General features: G+C 67.5%; 14 protein-coding genes and 1 pseudogene. 3 read left to right on the forward strand and 12 right to left on the reverse strand.

What is annotated here, in order from left to right; all coding sequences use genetic code 11:
- The first annotated feature begins 357 nt into the window (after window positions 1-357).
- Window positions 358-756 (forward strand): hypothetical protein, encoded by a 399-nt coding sequence (locus ACH4UK_RS29305; RefSeq protein WP_398361073.1) that lies wholly within the window; start codon window positions 358-360, stop codon window positions 754-756.
- Window positions 757-833: 77 nt separating this feature from the next.
- Here the strand turns inward: ACH4UK_RS29305 and ACH4UK_RS29310 are convergent, their stop codons facing one another.
- The 7 genes from ACH4UK_RS29310 to ACH4UK_RS29340 form a co-directional block, all read right to left on the reverse strand.
- Window positions 834-1,835: a thioesterase domain-containing protein gene (locus ACH4UK_RS29310; protein ID WP_398361074.1), complete on the reverse strand. Its 1,002-nt coding sequence runs from the start codon at window positions 1,833-1,835 to the stop codon at window positions 834-836.
- Complete coding sequence (locus ACH4UK_RS29315; RefSeq protein WP_398361076.1) at window positions 1,832-2,842, reverse strand: beta-ketoacyl synthase N-terminal-like domain-containing protein; 1,011 nt, start codon at window positions 2,840-2,842, stop codon at window positions 1,832-1,834. Before ACH4UK_RS29315 ends, ACH4UK_RS29310 begins: the two co-directional genes overlap by 4 nt.
- Window positions 2,839-3,975 carry a beta-ketoacyl synthase N-terminal-like domain-containing protein gene (locus ACH4UK_RS29320; RefSeq protein ID WP_398361078.1) on the reverse strand — a complete coding sequence of 379 codons (1,137 nt, stop codon included), beginning with the start codon at window positions 3,973-3,975 and terminating at the stop codon, window positions 2,839-2,841. Before ACH4UK_RS29320 ends, ACH4UK_RS29315 begins: the two co-directional genes overlap by 4 nt.
- Window positions 3,972-5,771 carry an AMP-binding protein gene (locus ACH4UK_RS29325; RefSeq protein ID WP_398361080.1) on the reverse strand — a complete coding sequence of 600 codons (1,800 nt, stop codon included), beginning with the start codon at window positions 5,769-5,771 and terminating at the stop codon, window positions 3,972-3,974. Before ACH4UK_RS29325 ends, ACH4UK_RS29320 begins: the two co-directional genes overlap by 4 nt.
- A gap of 124 nt (window positions 5,772-5,895) precedes the next feature.
- Entirely contained in the window at window positions 5,896-6,675 is a 780-nt protein-coding gene (locus ACH4UK_RS29330; RefSeq protein WP_398361082.1) for a hypothetical protein, read from the reverse strand.
- A 97-nt stretch (window positions 6,676-6,772) separates the two neighbouring features.
- Window positions 6,773-7,489 (reverse strand): uracil-DNA glycosylase family protein, encoded by a 717-nt coding sequence (locus tag ACH4UK_RS29335; protein WP_331759718.1) that lies wholly within the window; start codon window positions 7,487-7,489, stop codon window positions 6,773-6,775.
- Between the two features lie 125 nt (window positions 7,490-7,614).
- Complete coding sequence (locus tag ACH4UK_RS29340) at window positions 7,615-8,862, reverse strand: class I SAM-dependent methyltransferase (RefSeq protein WP_398361083.1); 1,248 nt, start codon at window positions 8,860-8,862, stop codon at window positions 7,615-7,617.
- Between the two features lie 269 nt (window positions 8,863-9,131).
- Between ACH4UK_RS29340 and ACH4UK_RS29345 the strand changes: the two genes are divergently transcribed.
- Window positions 9,132-10,601, forward strand: a complete 1,470-nt coding sequence (locus ACH4UK_RS29345) for a peptide deformylase (protein WP_331759716.1) — start codon at window positions 9,132-9,134, stop codon at window positions 10,599-10,601.
- A 60-nt stretch (window positions 10,602-10,661) separates the two neighbouring features.
- Here the strand turns inward: ACH4UK_RS29345 and ACH4UK_RS29350 are convergent.
- Window positions 10,662-10,940, reverse strand: a pseudogene (locus tag ACH4UK_RS29350) (6-pyruvoyl trahydropterin synthase family protein); the annotation flags it as partial.
- A gap of 291 nt (window positions 10,941-11,231) precedes the next feature.
- Between ACH4UK_RS29350 and ACH4UK_RS29355 the strand changes: the two are divergent.
- Window positions 11,232-12,584 carry an XRE family transcriptional regulator gene (locus ACH4UK_RS29355; protein ID WP_398361085.1) on the forward strand — a complete coding sequence of 451 codons (1,353 nt, stop codon included), beginning with the start codon at window positions 11,232-11,234 and terminating at the stop codon, window positions 12,582-12,584.
- A 342-nt stretch (window positions 12,585-12,926) separates the two neighbouring features.
- Here ACH4UK_RS29355 and ACH4UK_RS29360 read toward each other — a convergent pair whose 3' ends face one another.
- The 4 genes from ACH4UK_RS29360 to ACH4UK_RS29375 all read right to left on the reverse strand — a co-directional run bounded on the left by ACH4UK_RS29360 (window position 12,927) and on the right by ACH4UK_RS29375 (window position 16,153).
- Complete coding sequence (locus ACH4UK_RS29360) at window positions 12,927-13,358, reverse strand: hypothetical protein (RefSeq protein WP_398361087.1); 432 nt, start codon at window positions 13,356-13,358, stop codon at window positions 12,927-12,929.
- 173 nt (window positions 13,359-13,531) lie between these two features.
- On the reverse strand, window positions 13,532-14,155 hold the full coding sequence (locus tag ACH4UK_RS29365; protein WP_398361088.1) for a GNAT family N-acetyltransferase: 624 nt from the start codon (window positions 14,153-14,155) through the stop codon (window positions 13,532-13,534).
- A 163-nt stretch (window positions 14,156-14,318) separates the two neighbouring features.
- On the reverse strand, window positions 14,319-15,515 hold the full coding sequence (locus ACH4UK_RS29370; RefSeq protein ID WP_398361090.1) for a hypothetical protein: 1,197 nt from the start codon (window positions 15,513-15,515) through the stop codon (window positions 14,319-14,321).
- On the reverse strand, window positions 15,512-16,153 hold the full coding sequence (locus ACH4UK_RS29375) for a hypothetical protein (protein ID WP_398361091.1): 642 nt from the start codon (window positions 16,151-16,153) through the stop codon (window positions 15,512-15,514). The genes ACH4UK_RS29370 and ACH4UK_RS29375 overlap by 4 nt, the downstream gene beginning before the upstream one ends.
- Window positions 16,154-16,214: the final 61 nt, after the last annotated feature.

A 16,214-nucleotide genomic window follows, 5' to 3' on the forward strand; every position in this document is an offset into this window, starting at 1 on the left:
GGGTCATCCGGTTACATCTCCCTCGTTCGGGTTTCGGCGCGCGTTCGAGTCCGCGCCGGCCCCGCCCATCGGGCCGACCAGTACGGCACCGCGGCGTCGCTGTCTGCTGAGTCGGCTGATGCAGGCAGGGAAGCCGACATCCGGCGGCGCATGCGCGTGGCGATGGCGGCAGGTTCGGCACCACGTGGTCTGGGGGCAGGCCCGACCGGCGAGTGCCGCGCCCCCCAGGCGGTGAGCCCTCTCGCATAGAGTGCGGGCGCGCGGGTGCCCCTGCCGTTTCCCGCCGGGGGAGCTCGGGAGCCTACGCCCCTTGGCTCAGCAGGCATCCGTCGGACCGTTCCACCAGGAGGAATCACAGTGTCATCCCCGCAGGTCATCACCCCCGTGGAAATGCTCAACGATGCGAAGAGGCAGCTGGGTTTCCCCAGCATCGTCGCCATCTGCGGCTCCACGCGCTTCATGGCCGAGATGGCGGAGGCAGAGCTGCGGGAGACGTACGCAGAGCCCAGGGGAAACATCGTCGTCAAGCCCGGTTGCGACCTGAAGACGCCTCATCCCCTGTGGTCCGACCCCGTTGAGGCCGAGGCCCTGAAAGACCGCCTTGACGAACTGCACCGGTCGAAGATCCTGCTGGCTGATGAGGTGCTCGTGGTCGGCGACTACATCGGAGACAGCACCCGGGCCGAGATCGCCTACGCCCGTTCCTTGGGCAAGCCCGTGCGGTTCACGCACCCCGCCGTTGACCCCGACGCCTGAGCGTCCCTTCCCCCAACCTGGGCGGATACCGCGTCGCGTCGGTCGACCCGCCGGGTGACATGGTGGTTCGCCGGGGCTCACACCGTGGCCGATCGCATGGCGGCCGTGACAGCGGCAGCAAGCTTCTGCTGGTGGCTCATCAGGTAGAAGTGGTTGCCGTCGTACCGCTGGAGCCCGTGGAAGCGCGTGGTGGCCGTCTGCCAGGAGAGCAGACTCTCCTCGCTGGCCAGTTCGTCGCCGCTGCCCCCGAACACCGACAGCGGAACGGGCAGCGCCTCGGGGCTGCGGGGAGGTGTCCAGGTGTCCAGCAGCTTGAAGTCGTTGCGGAACACGGGGGCGAACGTGCTCCAGACGGATTCGTCGTCGAGCAGTTGAGGTGTGCTGCCGCCCACGTCTCGTAGCCAGCGGCGCAGTTCGCCGTCGGACATGAGGTGGGGGCGGACCTCGTCGGTTGCTGCTTCTCGCGGGATGCCGTAGGCGGACACCCCCACCCAGTCAGGGATCGGGCCCCCTTCGTGGTGCAGTCGGCGGGTGAGCTGGTAGGCCAGGAGCGCGCCCATGCTGTGCCCGAAGAACCCGAAAGGCCGGTCGAGCAGCGGAGCGATCGCGGTGTGGAGGTAGTCGACCAGCTGGTCGCAGTCGTCGATCAGCGGGAGCGCCTGCAGCTGCCCCCGGCCGGGGGCCTCAAGGAGGCAGAGCTCCCAGTCCTCGGGGAAGTGCTGCGCCCAGCCCCGGTAGAGCAAGTGCGACCCACCGGCGTGGTGGAACAGGAACAGGCGCACCGCTGGATCGTTCAGGGGTCTCGGGCGGATGAGCGGGTGAGCCGCCGCCCCGGCGGGGAGCTGTGCAGTGAGGGCGGCGTGCAGTTCGGCGAGGGTGCTGGCCCCGCTGGTGAGCACGGTGTTCTCCGGGACGTCGAACGCGTTGTCCACGCGGGTGGAGATCTCGAGCATCAGCAGCGAGTCGATGTCGAGCTGGTCGGTGAAGTGCGCCTGGTCGGCGACCTCTTCGGGTTCGATCTCCAGTACTCCGGCTATCAGGGAGCGGAGATCCTCGATGGTCACGGTCGCGCCGCTCATAGGTGTTCTCCCGGCTTCTGCGTGGTTGGACGAGTGGTCGGTGGCGTGGTCAGGAGCAGGGCTGCTGCCGCGTCGTGGTGCAGACCCCCGGCCGTGGCGACGATGCGCCCGGTGGCGCCCGTGTCCAGGTGGGCGGCCGCTGCTGCGCACTGGAGGACTCCCAGAGCCCCGGACAGGGGGCCCAGCTGGGCTTCCAGGTCGATTCGATGCGTGGCTCCGAGCAGCTTCGTCCCGGTGTTCGCCTCGTTTCCGAGCCACAGGTCGACGGGCTCCTCTCCCGCTGCACCGGCGGTGGCCAGCGCTTCGGCGAGATCGCGGGCCCGTGCGTAGCCGGCAATCGCGGCGCGCGGGCGGGCGCCACGGTCAGCGGCCGTGTCCGACGGTTCGAGGACGACGGCGACCGCCGCGTCAGTGGACCGCTCACCGAGCAGCTTCGCCGCCACATCGTTGGCCGGTTCGACCCCGACGACGAGGACCGCGGTGGCACGGTGGGCCGAGATGAGGTTCCGGGCCCAGGCGAGGGCGTCCAGACCGCTCGTGATGCCGTTGCAGACGGTGAGGTTGGGGCCGCGTAGCCCGTAGCGGATGGCCACCCAGCCGGCGACGACGTTGCTTGAGGTCTGAGGCAGGCCCAGCGGGCTGAGCCCTGTGACGCCTTCTTGGGTGATGGTGTCGGCGGCTTCACACACGCTGTCCGCATTGCCCAGGTTGGTGCTGACCACGACGGCGGTCGAGTCAGCCGCACCCGTGAACGCGCCTTCGACGTCCAGAAGGGCGGCGTCGCGGAGGGCGGACTCGGCGGCTCGCAGAGCGAGGCGGGACGCACGGTCCTTGTGGCGCATCTCGCGCCCGCGGAGCCCGGTCACGAGGTCGAAACCGCCCTCGCCGGGCAGCGGTCCGAGGAGGTCGCCGTACGCCGCGACACCGGGCACCGCCAGTCCGATGCCCGTGACGATGACCTCCCGGGCATGCGGGACGCTCATCCGTGCGCCACTCGTCGAGCTCATCGGGCGGCCTCCACGATCGCGACGGCGTTGATCCCTCCGAAGCCGAAGGCGTTGATCTGAGCGATGCCCAGGTCACCGGAGTGGGGGGTGCCCTGGACCAGGCCCAGGCCTGCGGCCTCAGGGATGGGGTCGGTGAGCCCCAGGACCGGGGGGACTATCCCCTTCTTCATGGCGAGTACGGCCATCAGGAGGCTGAGGAGTCCCGAACCGCCCAGGGTGTGGCCGGTCATCGCCTTGATGGCGGTCATCCGCGGACTGGGCACGGCACCGTCGAAGACACGGCTCAGAACGGTCGACTCCGTGACGTCGTTGCGAGGGGTACCGCTGCCGTGCAGCATCACCAGGTCGATGTCCTCCACCCGCACCCCGGCCCTGCGGTGAGCGTCGCGGATCGCGCGGGTGATCCCGTCGGGGTTGGGCGCGGTGGCGTGGAGGGCGTCGCAGTTCATGGACACCCCGCGCACCCGGGCTTGTACGGGCCGCATCTCGGTGCCGGCGCGCTGGAGGACCATGGCCGCCGCGCCCTCACCCATCAGCATGCCCTTGTGGGTGGTGTCGAAAGGGCGGAGCGCGTGGGGGATGGCGTTCTGTACCCGGTCGAGCGTGCCGAAGCCGCCCTCGGTGAGGGCATCGGTACCGGCGACGACGACCGTGTCGGCCATGCCGAGTTCGATCATGTCGGTGGCCATGCCCAGCGCGTACAGCGAGGCCGAGCAGGCGTTGGCGAAGGTGTACGTCGTGGACGCTCCGAACGCCTCCTTCAAGGCGGGGCCGAAGTGCAGGTCTTCGAGGGCGACGTCCCGGTGGCCACGCCACCACAACTCGAGGCTGCGCTGCTCGCGCATGGTGGTCCCGACCAGCACGGGCACCTGTGACAGGTCTTCGTGCAGGCCCGCGTCAGCGACCGCCTGGCGAACCACGGTGGTGAGCCAGCGGGTGGCCCGCCGCGGACGGTCGCGGCCGTCTTCGGGCCGGTCGTCGATCTCGTAGGCGTAGGCGGCCCGGTACTTGTCCGCGTCGAAGGCCTTCAAGGGCTTGCGGCTCTCCTGGCTCGCGCACAACGCGGCGAAGATGCTCTGGGGGCTGGCGCCGACGTTGGCGAGGGCGGCCATCCCTGTGATGTCCCAGGTCACGGTTGTCCAGCCGCCTTCCTCAGATCGGAGACGGCCAGCTTCCCGGTCGACGTGGTCGGGAACGCGTCGAGGATCTCCAGACGGGCGGGACGCTTGTAGGCGGCGAGGCCGCTACGGGCTGCGGTAGTCGCGGCGCGCCGCACCTCGGCTTCGTCGGTGCCCGGCCTGGCCACCATGTAGGCCACGGCCTGCTCCAGGCCGTCGGCGTCGCGGCCGCCGACCACCACACAGTCCTGGACCCCTTCAGCGCCGCGGATCACGCTCTCGATCTCACTCGGCACGACCTTGTAGCCGCCCAAGTTGAGCAGGTCATCGACACGGCAGAGATGAGTGAACGTGCCGTCCGGCGCGCGGCGCACCACGTCGCCGGTGTAGGCACCGCCGTCGGCGAAGGTGACCTCCGCGGCTTCCGGCCGGCCGATGTAGCCCAGGGCGACGGTCGGGCCGATGATGTGCAGTCGGCCCTCCTTCCCATCGGCGATGGGCGTGCCGTCCCTGTCGCGGACGGTCGCGGTGATGCCGCGCACCGGAACACCGAAGGTCCCCGGACGTTCCTCACCCGGCGGGGTACCGACGACGATGTGGAGCACCTCGGTGGCGCCGAGGCCGTTGAGCAGTTCGGCCTGGAAGGCGGTACGGATTCGCTCGCTGAGCGGTCCTGGCAGGTTCTCGCCGGCGGCCACGCACAGCCGCACGGAGTCGACGCACTCGGGAGCGAGCCCAAGCCCCGTTCCGGAGGCGTTCAGCAGCGCCGCGTACAGCCGTGGGACGGAGAACAGCACGGTGGGCCGGTGGCGCTGGATCGCGGCGGCGAACGCGTGGACGTCGACCGTGCCGTTGATGAGCGCGACGCGGGAGCCGGCTGCCAGCGGGCACAGAACGGAGCCGCCGAAGCCGTAGCCGAAGGACATTCGGGCGCTGGACAGCACGGTGTCCCCGGGAGCCAGGGCCAGGACCGTGCCGATGCCGTCGGCCATGGCCGCGATCGCGCCTGCCGAGTGTCGCACCCCCTTGGGCATGCCGGTGCTTCCGGAGGTGTACTGCACGAGCGCCTCACGCCCCGCACTCCAGGCAGCCGAGGGCCCGGCCGCCTGCGGGCGGCTGGCGGGGCCGGGTTCGCCCGCCGCCAGAGCAGTCCGGACCGCCGCGCCGGTGAACAGGGTGGTCGTGGCGAACAACGTCTCCAGCGTGCGTTGCCGTGTGGGGGCTGCGTCAAGGTGCACCATGGCGGCGGCACAGTCCTCGGCGATGTAGCAGACTTCGTCGTCCGTGAGCACCGGGCTGATCAGCACGGGGACGCACCCGTGCCACCACAGGCCGAGCACGGCGATGACGGTCGCTACGGAGTCGTCGGCGATCAGCAGGCCGCGAGCGCCTACGGGTACGCCGGCGGCTCTGAGGGTGCCCGCGTATCCGCGAGCCGCTTGAAGAAGGTCGGCGTAGCTGATCTCCCCGGCCTGCGGATCGAGGTAGCTGGTCTGTCCACCCCGGCCGGCGGAGACATGGCCCGCCACCAAGAGGTCGATCAGGTTGACTCCGCGGAGGGTTGCCGCCCGCTCACTGAGGACAGAGGCTGCGGCGTTCAGGCTGGTGAGGGCGGCCGCGTCCTCCGCTGACAGGACTCCGAACTCGCGCTCGACCGCGGCCGTGATTGCGACCTTCTCCAGGGAGCTGATCCCGAGTTCCTCATAGAACAGGGCATCGGACTCGATCTCTTCCGCTTCCACTTCGAGGACAGACGCGACGATCTTTCGCAGCCTGCCGCGCACTATGTCGATGATTCCTGCATCCGGCATCGGGGAGGTTCCTTCCGTATCTTCGTACTGGGTAGACAGAGCTCCAGAGGGGAGCCGGACCTGTCCCGCTCGCCCCAACGCCTCTCGGATCCGTGGCGGGCACCGCGGCAGTCAGCGCGAGCGCTCACCCGCCGAGGCCGACCTCGCAGGGGAACGAGACGGAAACACCGAGCGGCTCCTCCGTGAAGATGACTCTCTTCGAGATAGCGGACATGAAGCCGAGCTCGAAGATGGTGCCCTTCCCGACGTGACCGCCGGGGTTGCACACCACGACAGCGTCGGCCTGCCTGAACGCGCCCATGTGCAGAATCTTGTGCCGCCACGTGTCGCGGTCGTTCTTCAGGAGATCCTGGTACTCGAAGAGGATGAAGTCGGTTCCCTCGGTTTCCGGCTTGATCTTCGTGCTGCGCGGGCTCAGCACCTCGGTTCCGCTCTCTCGCAGACGGGAGATGGTCGCCTCGATGTACCCGAGCGACTGCTGGAAGCTGCCGCAGACAACCGCGTTCCGGAATTCCTTCCGGATCAGCCCTTCCAGAATGCTGTCAGCCCCGCCCGCGGACACGCTCGTTTCCCGGTAGAACCGTTCCAGGTCAGGCCCGACTATGTTGAAGTAGAGGCCGGTGTCCACGTAGATGCTGTTGACCAGGCTGTCTGCTTCCAGCTGCGGGAGCTGCTGGAAGGCGCCAGTGGCGTACAAGCGCGTTGTCTTGTTGTCGACGGATTCACCGGCCTCCGCGAGCCCCGCACAGAACTCGCCCAAGGCTTCGGCCGCCGCCTCGCGGGCGACGCCGCCGTCGAATACGAAGCGCTCCTTCTTGAGCAGTTGCAACTCGCCGTCTCGAGAGAGGTAGACGCTTGCGTGCGCCGAGTCGAAATGGACCAGCACTCTGCCATTTGCTGCCACGATTCTTCCCTCTTCTTCTTTCGGGCCCACTGTGGACCCGATCTGCAGGTTCGCCGAATCGGCTGCGGGTTTTCAGGAGTTCCGGAGGGGGCCGCAGTCAGTCACCTTGTCCTCGGAACGCCGACAGGTACTTTTCTGCGAACTCTTCCTCTCTGTCCCGGTTGTACTGCGTGATGAAGCGGGGATGCTCCAGGGGGACGATCTTCCGAAAGAAGCGCTGCCCCTCGTTCAACCTCGAAAGGAAGGTGAAGTTCTCTCCGCTGCCGATGCAGTAACACACCGAGGTGTCGATACCTAACGCCAACTGCCGTTCAAGGCTTTCCACGAGGAAGGATTCCAAGATTGCCAACAGCTTCTTGGATTCGTAGTAGTTACAGTTGACCTCTCTTCCCTTGGTGTTCCTTCTCGCAAGACCGAGGGGACACACGAAGCTCATGATGAAGTCCGCATAGAATTTTTTGCGGCCTCCGTAACGGCTGATGACGTCGTGCAGGAAACCGGCGGACGGCCGGCTGACCGCATAGCCGTCCACGTCCACCCCCGTTTCGCTCTCAAGGAGCCTGGCGTCCTCGAACGGAACTCCGGTCACGGCGGTGCCCCGCCTGGCAGGGGAACTCCCCAGCACCAGACGGCGCGGTTTGTCGTCGTCGTAGTACTTGCTGTAGAAGGCCGTCGTCACCTCGCGGACGCGTTCCTTCTGGGGGCCGCTGAACGGATTGATGACCGTGAACCCGGGAGGCAACTCAAGCGTCGTTTCCGCAAGTTCCTCGTTGAACTGCAGGATACGACGGGCAACAGTCTCTGGCCCGTTCATACAGAAGTCCTTCCTTCGCGCTGGCCACGCTGGACAAGCCGGGCGCCCGGCCGCCGTCGATTCAGCCTTCCTGCGGAACAGACGGGAGGTCGCGGACATGGCCGGCCTGAGGGGCGGTGGAAACGTCAGGCGGTGACAGCTGACAGATAGATTTCGGTGCTTGTTGGGAACATTCGAACATCTTTGAATCCGGCACAGTCGAGCTCCGCGCCAATCAGATTGGCTGTGTCCATTCCGCGATAGAGGTCGACGAAGTCGGTTCCGGGGATAATCAGTCCTGGGACGACGCAGCCGCGCTGAGTATACAGAAATCCATTGGCCACGGAGACGATAATCATCGCACTGGGTTTCAGTACTCTGTGCGCCTCTAGGGCCGCTGCGGATGTATCGAAGAACGATGAGTTGTACGTTCTCAAGGAGACATACAGGTCGTAGCTGTCTTCCGGCAGAGCAGACAGGTCTTCGGCGCTGGAGACGACGGTTCTTGACGTCGGAATACGAGCGCTTATGTTCGCGAGGCCGCGTTCCGCGATGTCGACGAAGGTGATCTGAGGGCAATCCGAAAAGAGAGCTGCTGCTTCGTAGCCGCCTCCGACGCCGACGTTGAGGATGTTGACGGTAGACAGAGGCCTTGCGGATGATCTCCTGTAAACCGACATGAAGTCGTCGGACCACCCCAGGTTGGCGGCACGAGCGTCGTACGCGTAGTCGTAGGTGCCGTACTTCGCGTCAAAGGCTCCGGACAGTGCGTCGTTTACGGCGCGATCAGCTTCCTTGTACTCGATCCCGTACTTCGTACAGATCAGAGAAGCGAGCGCGGTCCTCCCTCTGTTCGCGGTTACATCACTCCGGGAAAGCGCGAAGCCCTCCGAGTTCAGACTGGTGAGGACGGCTTCACTGACGCGATGTGTGGAGTAGTGGGGGTTGCATTCGATGCTTTGATCGCTCGCTGCGTAGAAGTCTCGGTTCTGTTCGAGGATCTCGCGCTGCAGATCGTCGGGGAAGCGTTGTGTCTGACCTCGGGCAGTGGCGGGATCGTCATCGAGGTAGCTCGTCAGTGCGGGGTCTGGTAGACCGATGTAAACCCTGTTGATCCGCACTTCCTTCAAGAGGTCAGCGAGCTCAACGGACTGGTTTCCCGACAGGGTATTGATCGTCAGATATGCGCTGTGTGCGCTGGATATTCCGAGTTCCTGCATCCTGCTCCGCAGAGTGCGGTACCAGGATGCGCCGCAGACTTCCCCCTCGAAGGCGGAGCAAATCAACTCGTCGTGTTCAGAAACGAGCACAGCGCCGACCCGTCGACCTGATCGTGACGCTCTTCGTGCGACGCGAATAGCGTAGTTCATCCAGTAAGTGCTGCTCGGACTCATGTGGGCCTCTGTCCCTCGGCGGCACTGAGCCTCCTGTTGGTTTGCAGAACCAAGCGGGTGATCACCTTCACGGGCATCCCCCGCGGTGACACGGAACGTGAACTGCGGATGAGGTCGCCGTGGCACCGGCTGGAGGACGACGAGCGCGTCGTCCCGGAGGTTCGCCGGAGCCGCCGCCTACCACCATTGGGCTTCAACCGGGCAGGATGAGGCGACCATGAGGAGCGCTCACTCACGATCGTCAGCAACTCTCGGAGAGGAAAGCCACCTTGGAGAGGGAGGGGCAGGCTACGTTTGCTGCGGAACTCACGCACTGGCGCAGCGTGCGGGGTCTGTCGAAGGCAGCTCTCGCCCAGCGCTTGCACATTGACCCCTCGTACGTGAGCCACCTTGAGGCCGGCCGGGAACACGGCAGCTCCCAGCTCGCCCGCCGGGCGGACACCGAACTCAACGCCTCCGGAGCACTGTGGCGGGCATGGCAGCGCACCGACGCCTCCCCGCAGGCGGCCGAGCAGAACGACCCGCCGTCCGGCACCGGCCTGCTGGTCCTGGAGGACGAGGCGGCGCTCCGCTACGACGGCGGACGCTTCCACCTCAGCATGCGCAGGCTCCTGCACAACAACGGCACCGAGCCCGTCACTCGCTACCTTGTACGAATCGCCGTCGACCGATACCCCTCCGAACCGGAACGGTCCAACGCCCTCTACCGCCGCAACCCTCTGACCTGGGAAGAACTCCAGCTCACGGCGCGTTGCGCGGACGAGCCGATGGGCTGGACCGTCAAACACGACCGGGACGCGTTCAAGGAGGTGTGGCTCCAGTTCCAGAACCCAACGAGCCGCTTCCCTCTCTACCCCGGCCAGGAAGCCGAGATCTCCTACGCGTACTGCGTCGGCGCCGAGAAGTGGGGCCCATGGTTCCAGCGCGCGGTGCGACTGCCTACCCGGCGTCTGGCCGTGGAACTGTCTTTCCCCCGAGACAGTGAACCGTCCGTCTGGGGCACCGAGACTTCCATGAGCGCCGACTTCGCCCCACTGCGCACACCCCCACGGCGCACGGAACGAGGCGAGCACAGCGTCTTCTCCTGGACCACCCTGGACCCGCCCCTGCACGCCCGCTTCCGCCTCGAATGGCGACTGAAGAACGCAGCCGACGAGAAAGCGAACAACTCCGTGAGCACCCTGTCCGCGAGCCAGGCCATGGCCGACGCCGGCATCGTCCAGGACGGCGACCCCGTCCTCACCCGCGCCGCCCGACCCTTCGACCTGCCCGCCGAGGCTGGAGAAGCCCAGGAGGTCATCACCTCGCTGATGGACGCAGTCGGCCGCGTCCGCCAACTTCACACGTTCGGCAAGGGCATGGGCATCGCCGCTCCCCAGCTCGGCATCGACCGCTCCGCCGCCATCGTCTTCCCACCCGACGCCGGGACAGAGCCCATCGTGCTGCTGAACGCCAACGTCGCCGAGACCTCCGAGGACGAGGACGAGCAGTATGAAGGCTGCCTCAGCTTCTTCGACGTCCGAGGACTCGTCCCTCGCCCGCTGAGCATCGTCGTCGCTCACAGCAGCCTCGACGGCTCCACTCACCTGTCGCGGTTCACTCACGGCCTGTCCCGCCTCGTCCACCACGAGGTCGACCACCTGGGCGGCGTGCTGTACCGCGAGCGCATGCGACCGGGTGTGCAACCTATCCCTGTAGAGGAGTACCGCGGGACCGGCCAGCGCTGGACTTACGGCTGAGCAACAGCGTGGTGCGCTGGGCTTGTCGGACAGGTGGTTCCGGGCCCATGCGGCGGCCAGGCCCTCGTCGCTGAGGTCGGGTACGTGGTCGTGGAGGCAGCTGTGGTCGAGCCGGTCGTCGATGTGCGTCTTCAGCGCAGCGAGACGGCCGAAGTCGATGACGAAGCCCGCCGGGTCGAGTTCCGGCGCGCAGAGCACCACCTCGGCGGTGAAGGAGGGGCCGTCGGCACCGCCGTTCAGCCACCGCGTCGCTCCGACGCGGTACTGCTTGCCGATGTGCCAGGAGGCGTCGACCCCGCTCAAGGGGGAGACGCGGAGGGGCGTAGCCGAAGTGGTCATCCGTCGATCCCTTCATCTCGTGAAGCAACGTCCGGCGCTGTGTTTCATACGCAGCGCCGGAGCCCGACGCCCGTGGTGCGGCCGGTGGCACTGAGGTGCGGACTGCCGGTGGTCGGCGGGGGCGGACCCGTCGCCCGTCGGGAGGCGGGCGTACGCCTGCTGTCGGTGTCGCCCAGGTGATCGAGTGTCGATACTGCGTGCTGGGGCGGGAAGAGGGCGGCGGGGGTCCCGTAGGGGTCCCCCTCTGTGTACTTGCGTACACAACGGGGGTGCGTCTGCCAGGATTTGGGCGTGGACGAAATCCCATGGCATCCGCTGACCGCTGCCCGTGAGGCGGCTGGGCTCAGCCGCGAGCAGCTCGCTGACAGGGTGCGGGCGGCTGCCGCGCGCCGCGGGCTGCGCTCGGGCGTGGACAAGAGCCGCGTCCGGAAGTGGGAAGTGCATGGCGTGCGGCCCGACGACCAGCACCAGGTGTACATCGCCGAGGCCCTCGGTCTGCCTGCCCCGGTGCCCGATGGTCCGCTGCCCTGGCCGTACTGGCTGCCGGGTGCCGGGCTGCCGCTGCTCCCTGACGAGATTGTCGCCCTGGGTCCCACCACCACCGTTCCCGCCCTGCGAGAGGCATTCAAGGCCACCATGGACCACACCCGGCGCCGCATCGTCGTATCTGCTGTCTCCAGCACCGCCCTGCTCGCGCTGGCCGGTGCATGGGCCCAGCCCAGCCACACCGCCACGGCACAGCCCGAACCGTCCGATGCCACGAACGTCCTCGACGGTGACGAAATCAGCCGGCTGGAACAGGCGACCGCACTCTTCACGAACCGGGCCACCGAGAACCGGATGCGCAGCGTCACGGTGCTGGAGGCGTTGCTCCAGTCCGTCACCGACCTCCTCGACGAGCGACGTCATGGCCCCCGGGACACGGCACGCCTGCACACCCTGGCCGCCAAACTCGCCTCGGAAGTCGGCTGGCACCGCTTCGACTTGGGCCGCCACGCAGAAGCTGCCCGGTATTGGATCGGAGGCCTGCACAGCACGCACGAGCTCGGCGACATCGACGCCGGCGCGGGCCTGTTGAGTGATCTGGCCTACCAGGCATCCTGGCGCAGCCGACCGCACACCGCGGCGGACCTCCTGCGCCGCGCGCTGAGCCGGGCCCGCCACCCGGCGGCGCAATCGCTCCTCCAACTGCGCCTGGCCCGCGCGCTCGCCGCGCTCGGCGACCGCACAGGCACCCGGCGGGCGCTGACCGCCGCCGAGAACCTCCTGAGCGTCCCTGCCGCCGACCCGGTGCCCACGTTCTGCAGCTGGTACTCGACCGCCGACCTCGCCGTCGACTCCGGCCAGGCCCTGCTGGACCTCGGTGATACACGGCGAGCTCACCAGCTCATCCGCGAGGGGCAAGGAGAACTCCCCCCGGCACGGATCAAGACGTACGGCGTCTTCCAGACCTATCAGGCTCGGTCCTACCTGGAACTGGGGGAGCCGGAGCAGGCCGCCGCCGCGGCGACCGAGGCTCTCGATCTGGCCCTGCGGATCGGCGCACCGCGGTGTGTGAAGCTGGTCCGCGACCTCACCCCGCGATTCGAGGCGTTCCCGCACGCCCAAGGAGTCCCCGAACTCCTCGCCCGTACGGCTTCGTAGCCCGCCCGGCACTGCGGATGCGAGCGCGGGAACACGATCGCGAGGGCCATGCGAGCAGTCATGGCGGATCGACCAGCCTTCACGGGCGCGAGCCGGAAGTTCACCCGGTCCGGGGGATCCAGGCCCGTCGTCGGCTTCACCAGCGACACGGGACAGGATGCCAAGGACCTTCTCGCGGAGCTCGTCGTGACAGCCGGTCTCGTCCAGGACTGCGAACTTCGTGTGTCGGGCGGCGGCCGTGGGCCCCTCGCTCTCTGGCTCGTCAGCGGGCGGCGAGGCCGGGGAGGCTGGGGGCGTGAGCGCATGATCTTGTGTCTCATCGAGGTCTCCTGCGCCGGTTCGCTATGACCTGGTTCGCAAGAAGTCATCGTTCTGAAGGCACACCGAAGCGTCATAGAGAAACTCGATATACGTTCTATAGGTAGGGCCGAAAGCGTTCTTGGCCGACTGAATCTCACGCTCGCGCACTTCAGGCTGCGCTCTTGCTGCCTGCAGTATGAGCGTCCCGAACAACTCAAGCGCCCGTGTTGCGGCGAGCGCGCTGGCGGCCACTGAATTCGTACCCTTGTTGCGCACGGCGGATTCCAGCGGAGCGAGGACCTCGGCAGGATCACGCCACGACCCGATAATTTCGGTGAGGGTTTTCGCAGTCTCGGTCTCGCTCATGTCGGCTGTCAGGGCGATCGTGAGATATGCCTGTCGAGCATGTTCGAGTTGTGCTTTGCACTCGTCGGCGTACGTGCCATAGACGACCGCGCGTGGCTGTTGTTCCATGGATGGGCCTCTTCAGGAGCAAGGTTGGGCAGGCGGGGGCGCGGTTTGAGCCAGAGGCGATCACCGTCGGCGAGGACACCCCGGGGCGGCCGATGAGGGCCCGTGCGGTGTCAGCGAAATCCGGTGAGACGGTGGCGGTGCCCTTGTTCGTTGCTGCGGACCGGTTGCCGGGCTTACGGGGGGCCGAGGACGGACGGGCACACGCGGATTACCGAGGGACGCGGCGGTTCTCCGATCTGGATGTCCATGAACACCTCGTCGCACGGCTCCCCGAGCCACAGGCGGGTCTGCCGCAGCCGGCCTCCCTCCTGGAACCCGCACCGCTGGTAAACCGCGAGGGCGGCGGCGTTCCGAGCGGCGGCGCGTAACCAAATGGTGCGCAGGGAGCCGACATGGAACCCGTAGTCGACGGTGAGGAGCGTCGCTTCCTTGGCGAGGCCCCTGCCGCGGGCCTCGGGGGCGATGAGCAATTCGTACTCGGCGCTCAGACCGTCAGCGGCCTGGGTGAGAACGGTGAATCCGGCGGGTGTCGGAGTGCCGGCGGTCAGGTCGTAGACGGTGAACCGGCTCATGGACTCGTTGCTGAGCTGGTGCTCCAACCATTTCTGACGCCGCTCAGCGGAGATGGGGACTCGCTGCCCGAAGCCGATCATGGAGGCGGGATCGTGCTCCCATCGCATGTACGTTGCCAGTAGGTCGCTGCGGTAGGCGCCGATCCCGCACGTGTTGTCCGCGTTGCGAAGCGAGAAGTGCCCGTTGTCATCTGCCCGGTCGTCGATCGCTTGACTGTTGCTCATGGGCTCAGCGGTCCTGTCGTTGAAGAGGATCAGCGTGCACGAGTGCAGAAGCCTGCTCGGGTGCCGCGAGGTGCGTGCGTCAGGTGGCGTGGAAGGAGGCGGCTCGCGGGCTGGCGACCAGGTCGAAGAAGCTGTTGCGGGTCTCGCGTGAGGAAGGAGGGCTCTACGGCCCAGGGGCGCGGGACGTGGGAGCCGGTGGTGTGGGGAAGGTCGCGCGGATCAGCCGACGGAGGTCGATGATCTTGTACGCCGTGAGGTCGCGGACGAGCTGAGAGGCCAGTACCCAGCGCATTCGTTCCCTGTCGGCGTAGGGGTGAAAGCCCTGACTGTTGCTGACTGCGGCGACGTTGGCGCTGTCGCCGAGTGGCACGTAGCGCGTGCCGAGGACGCCGGATTCGGTCGAGGAGGTGACCAGAAGCGCGGTGTGCCCGCTCTGGAGGCGCGGTTCGGTATCCGCGCACAGCAGAGCGTGGTGGATGCATACGGGTGGCTCGGAGGTTCGGTAAACGCCGTGAGGGCGGCGCTCGTTGTCGGTCACCAAGTACAGGTAGCCGGGCTTGCGGGGGATCTCCAGGCGCGCGTGACCGAAGCAGACCCTGCACCGCTGGCGTCGCATTGTGTCGGGCTGGCGGGCCGGGTGTACGCCCTGGACGGGCCGCCCGACCGGGCGGCCGCTCCGGCTCAGGACTTCCGAGGCCCGGGCCCACAGTGCACCCCGCTTGTCGCGGTCGTCGGCGGCCTGGTCCCAGTACGACAGGAGTGCCATCGCCTCGGCGGGGCCGCGCGCCGCGCACAGTGACTGCGGAGTGTCGGCGACCTCCCCCTCCCGCGTCTGTATGTACAAGACTGGGCCCAGCCCGGACAGCTGAGCGGTGGTCCCGATGCCTCCTGCCTCGCCCGTCTCCAGCCATTCTCTGATCGCACGTCCGGTCACGATCCCGTACTGCCAGGCGACATGAACGGCCTGGGCCCGGGTCCTCGCCTGCAGGTTGTCGAGGACTTCCTTGGCCTGTTCGTTCACCTTCCACTGCTTGCGGTCCAGCCGTGCTGCCATCTCGCCTGCGCCCAGGCCGATCGCGAACAGCAAAAGCAGGTCCCGCTCTTCTTGAGGCAAGGCGATGTCCGATGGATCCAGCAGGCCGGGGGGCTGAACCGCCTCGGTCGCGTAGCAGATGGCGACCAGCGCAGCAGGGTTGCGGGGAGAGCCCAGCAGGTCGCACATGTCGGTGTAGAGGAGGTTGGCTTTTCTCTGCGACATGCCGAGGGCCGGGCCGATCCCGCCGAGGTTTCCCCCGTCGACCAGGTGCCGGTGGAGCGACCGCTCCAGCTCCGTCAGAGCCGGCACGTTCTTCTTGTTCACGGAGTCCTTCCGGCAGGGTGCCGAGCGAGCACGGGTGGGAGCGCCCGGCTGGAGGGCGGGAAAACGGCCTCGAGAAGGGAGACAGAGGGGGGCATGCCCCGGTCGACGTCCGCCATGGCCCGGGTGGGGACGAGGGCGCGTATGGCGTCACTGCGCTCGGCGGGGCGGCGTAGAAGGTGAACAGTGACACCGTCGCGGCGCTCCGTGGCGTCGAGCTTCCACGCGAGCCGGGTCCGCAGATGCGCGGTCAGACGGGCCGGCATGACCCGCATATGCACCCAGTCGTAGCCGTTCCGGGCTGCCACGTCGCTGATCACCGTGGTGATGATCCAGCTCAGCGAGCCGGCCTCGGGCATGGGCATGTCCGGGTCGGTCACCAGCCGCTCCAGGTACAGGTTCTGCTCCCCGCCTTGCGCCTGGTCGGCGCCGCCGAGATCTACCGGGAAGGAGAGAGTCGCCAGAGCGACGACCGTGCCGTCGCACGTGAGAACGATCGGCAGCGGCGCCGCGCTGGCAGCGGCAAGCGGGGCAGTGCGGATCGGGCCGATGCCGCGCATTCGGGCCCAGCTGACACGCCGCGCCCACAGCCGCTCGGCGGCGGGCTGGTCGTCCGGCAGCATCTCGCGTATCACGTACACGGGGTTTTCCTCCGTCGGTTGTCTCGGTCGGGGCGCGCCGGCCCGGGCGATCAGGCCGGCC

Source organism: Streptomyces sp. NPDC020884 (assembly GCF_044333935.1).
In the GTDB taxonomy this organism is placed as follows: Bacteria; Actinomycetota; Actinomycetes; order Streptomycetales; family Streptomycetaceae; genus Streptomyces.

Coding starts and splice junctions, on each gene's coding strand:
- ACH4UK_RS29310 (WP_398361074.1), bottom strand. CDS start 1,835: ATGAGCGGCGCGACCGTGACCATCGAGGATCTCCGCTCCCTGATAGCC.
- ACH4UK_RS29315 (WP_398361076.1), bottom strand. CDS start 2,842: ATGAGCTCGACGAGTGGCGCACGGATGAGCGTCCCGCATGCCCGGGAG.
- ACH4UK_RS29325 (WP_398361080.1), bottom strand. CDS start 5,771: ATGCCGGATGCAGGAATCATCGACATAGTGCGCGGCAGGCTGCGAAAG.
- ACH4UK_RS29335 (WP_331759718.1), bottom strand. CDS start 7,489: ATGAACGGGCCAGAGACTGTTGCCCGTCGTATCCTGCAGTTCAACGAG.
- ACH4UK_RS29340 (WP_398361083.1), bottom strand. CDS start 8,862: ATGAGTCCGAGCAGCACTTACTGGATGAACTACGCTATTCGCGTCGCA.
- ACH4UK_RS29360 (WP_398361087.1), bottom strand. CDS start 13,358: ATGGAACAACAGCCACGCGCGGTCGTCTATGGCACGTACGCCGACGAG.
- ACH4UK_RS29365 (WP_398361088.1), bottom strand. CDS start 14,155: ATGAGCAACAGTCAAGCGATCGACGACCGGGCAGATGACAACGGGCAC.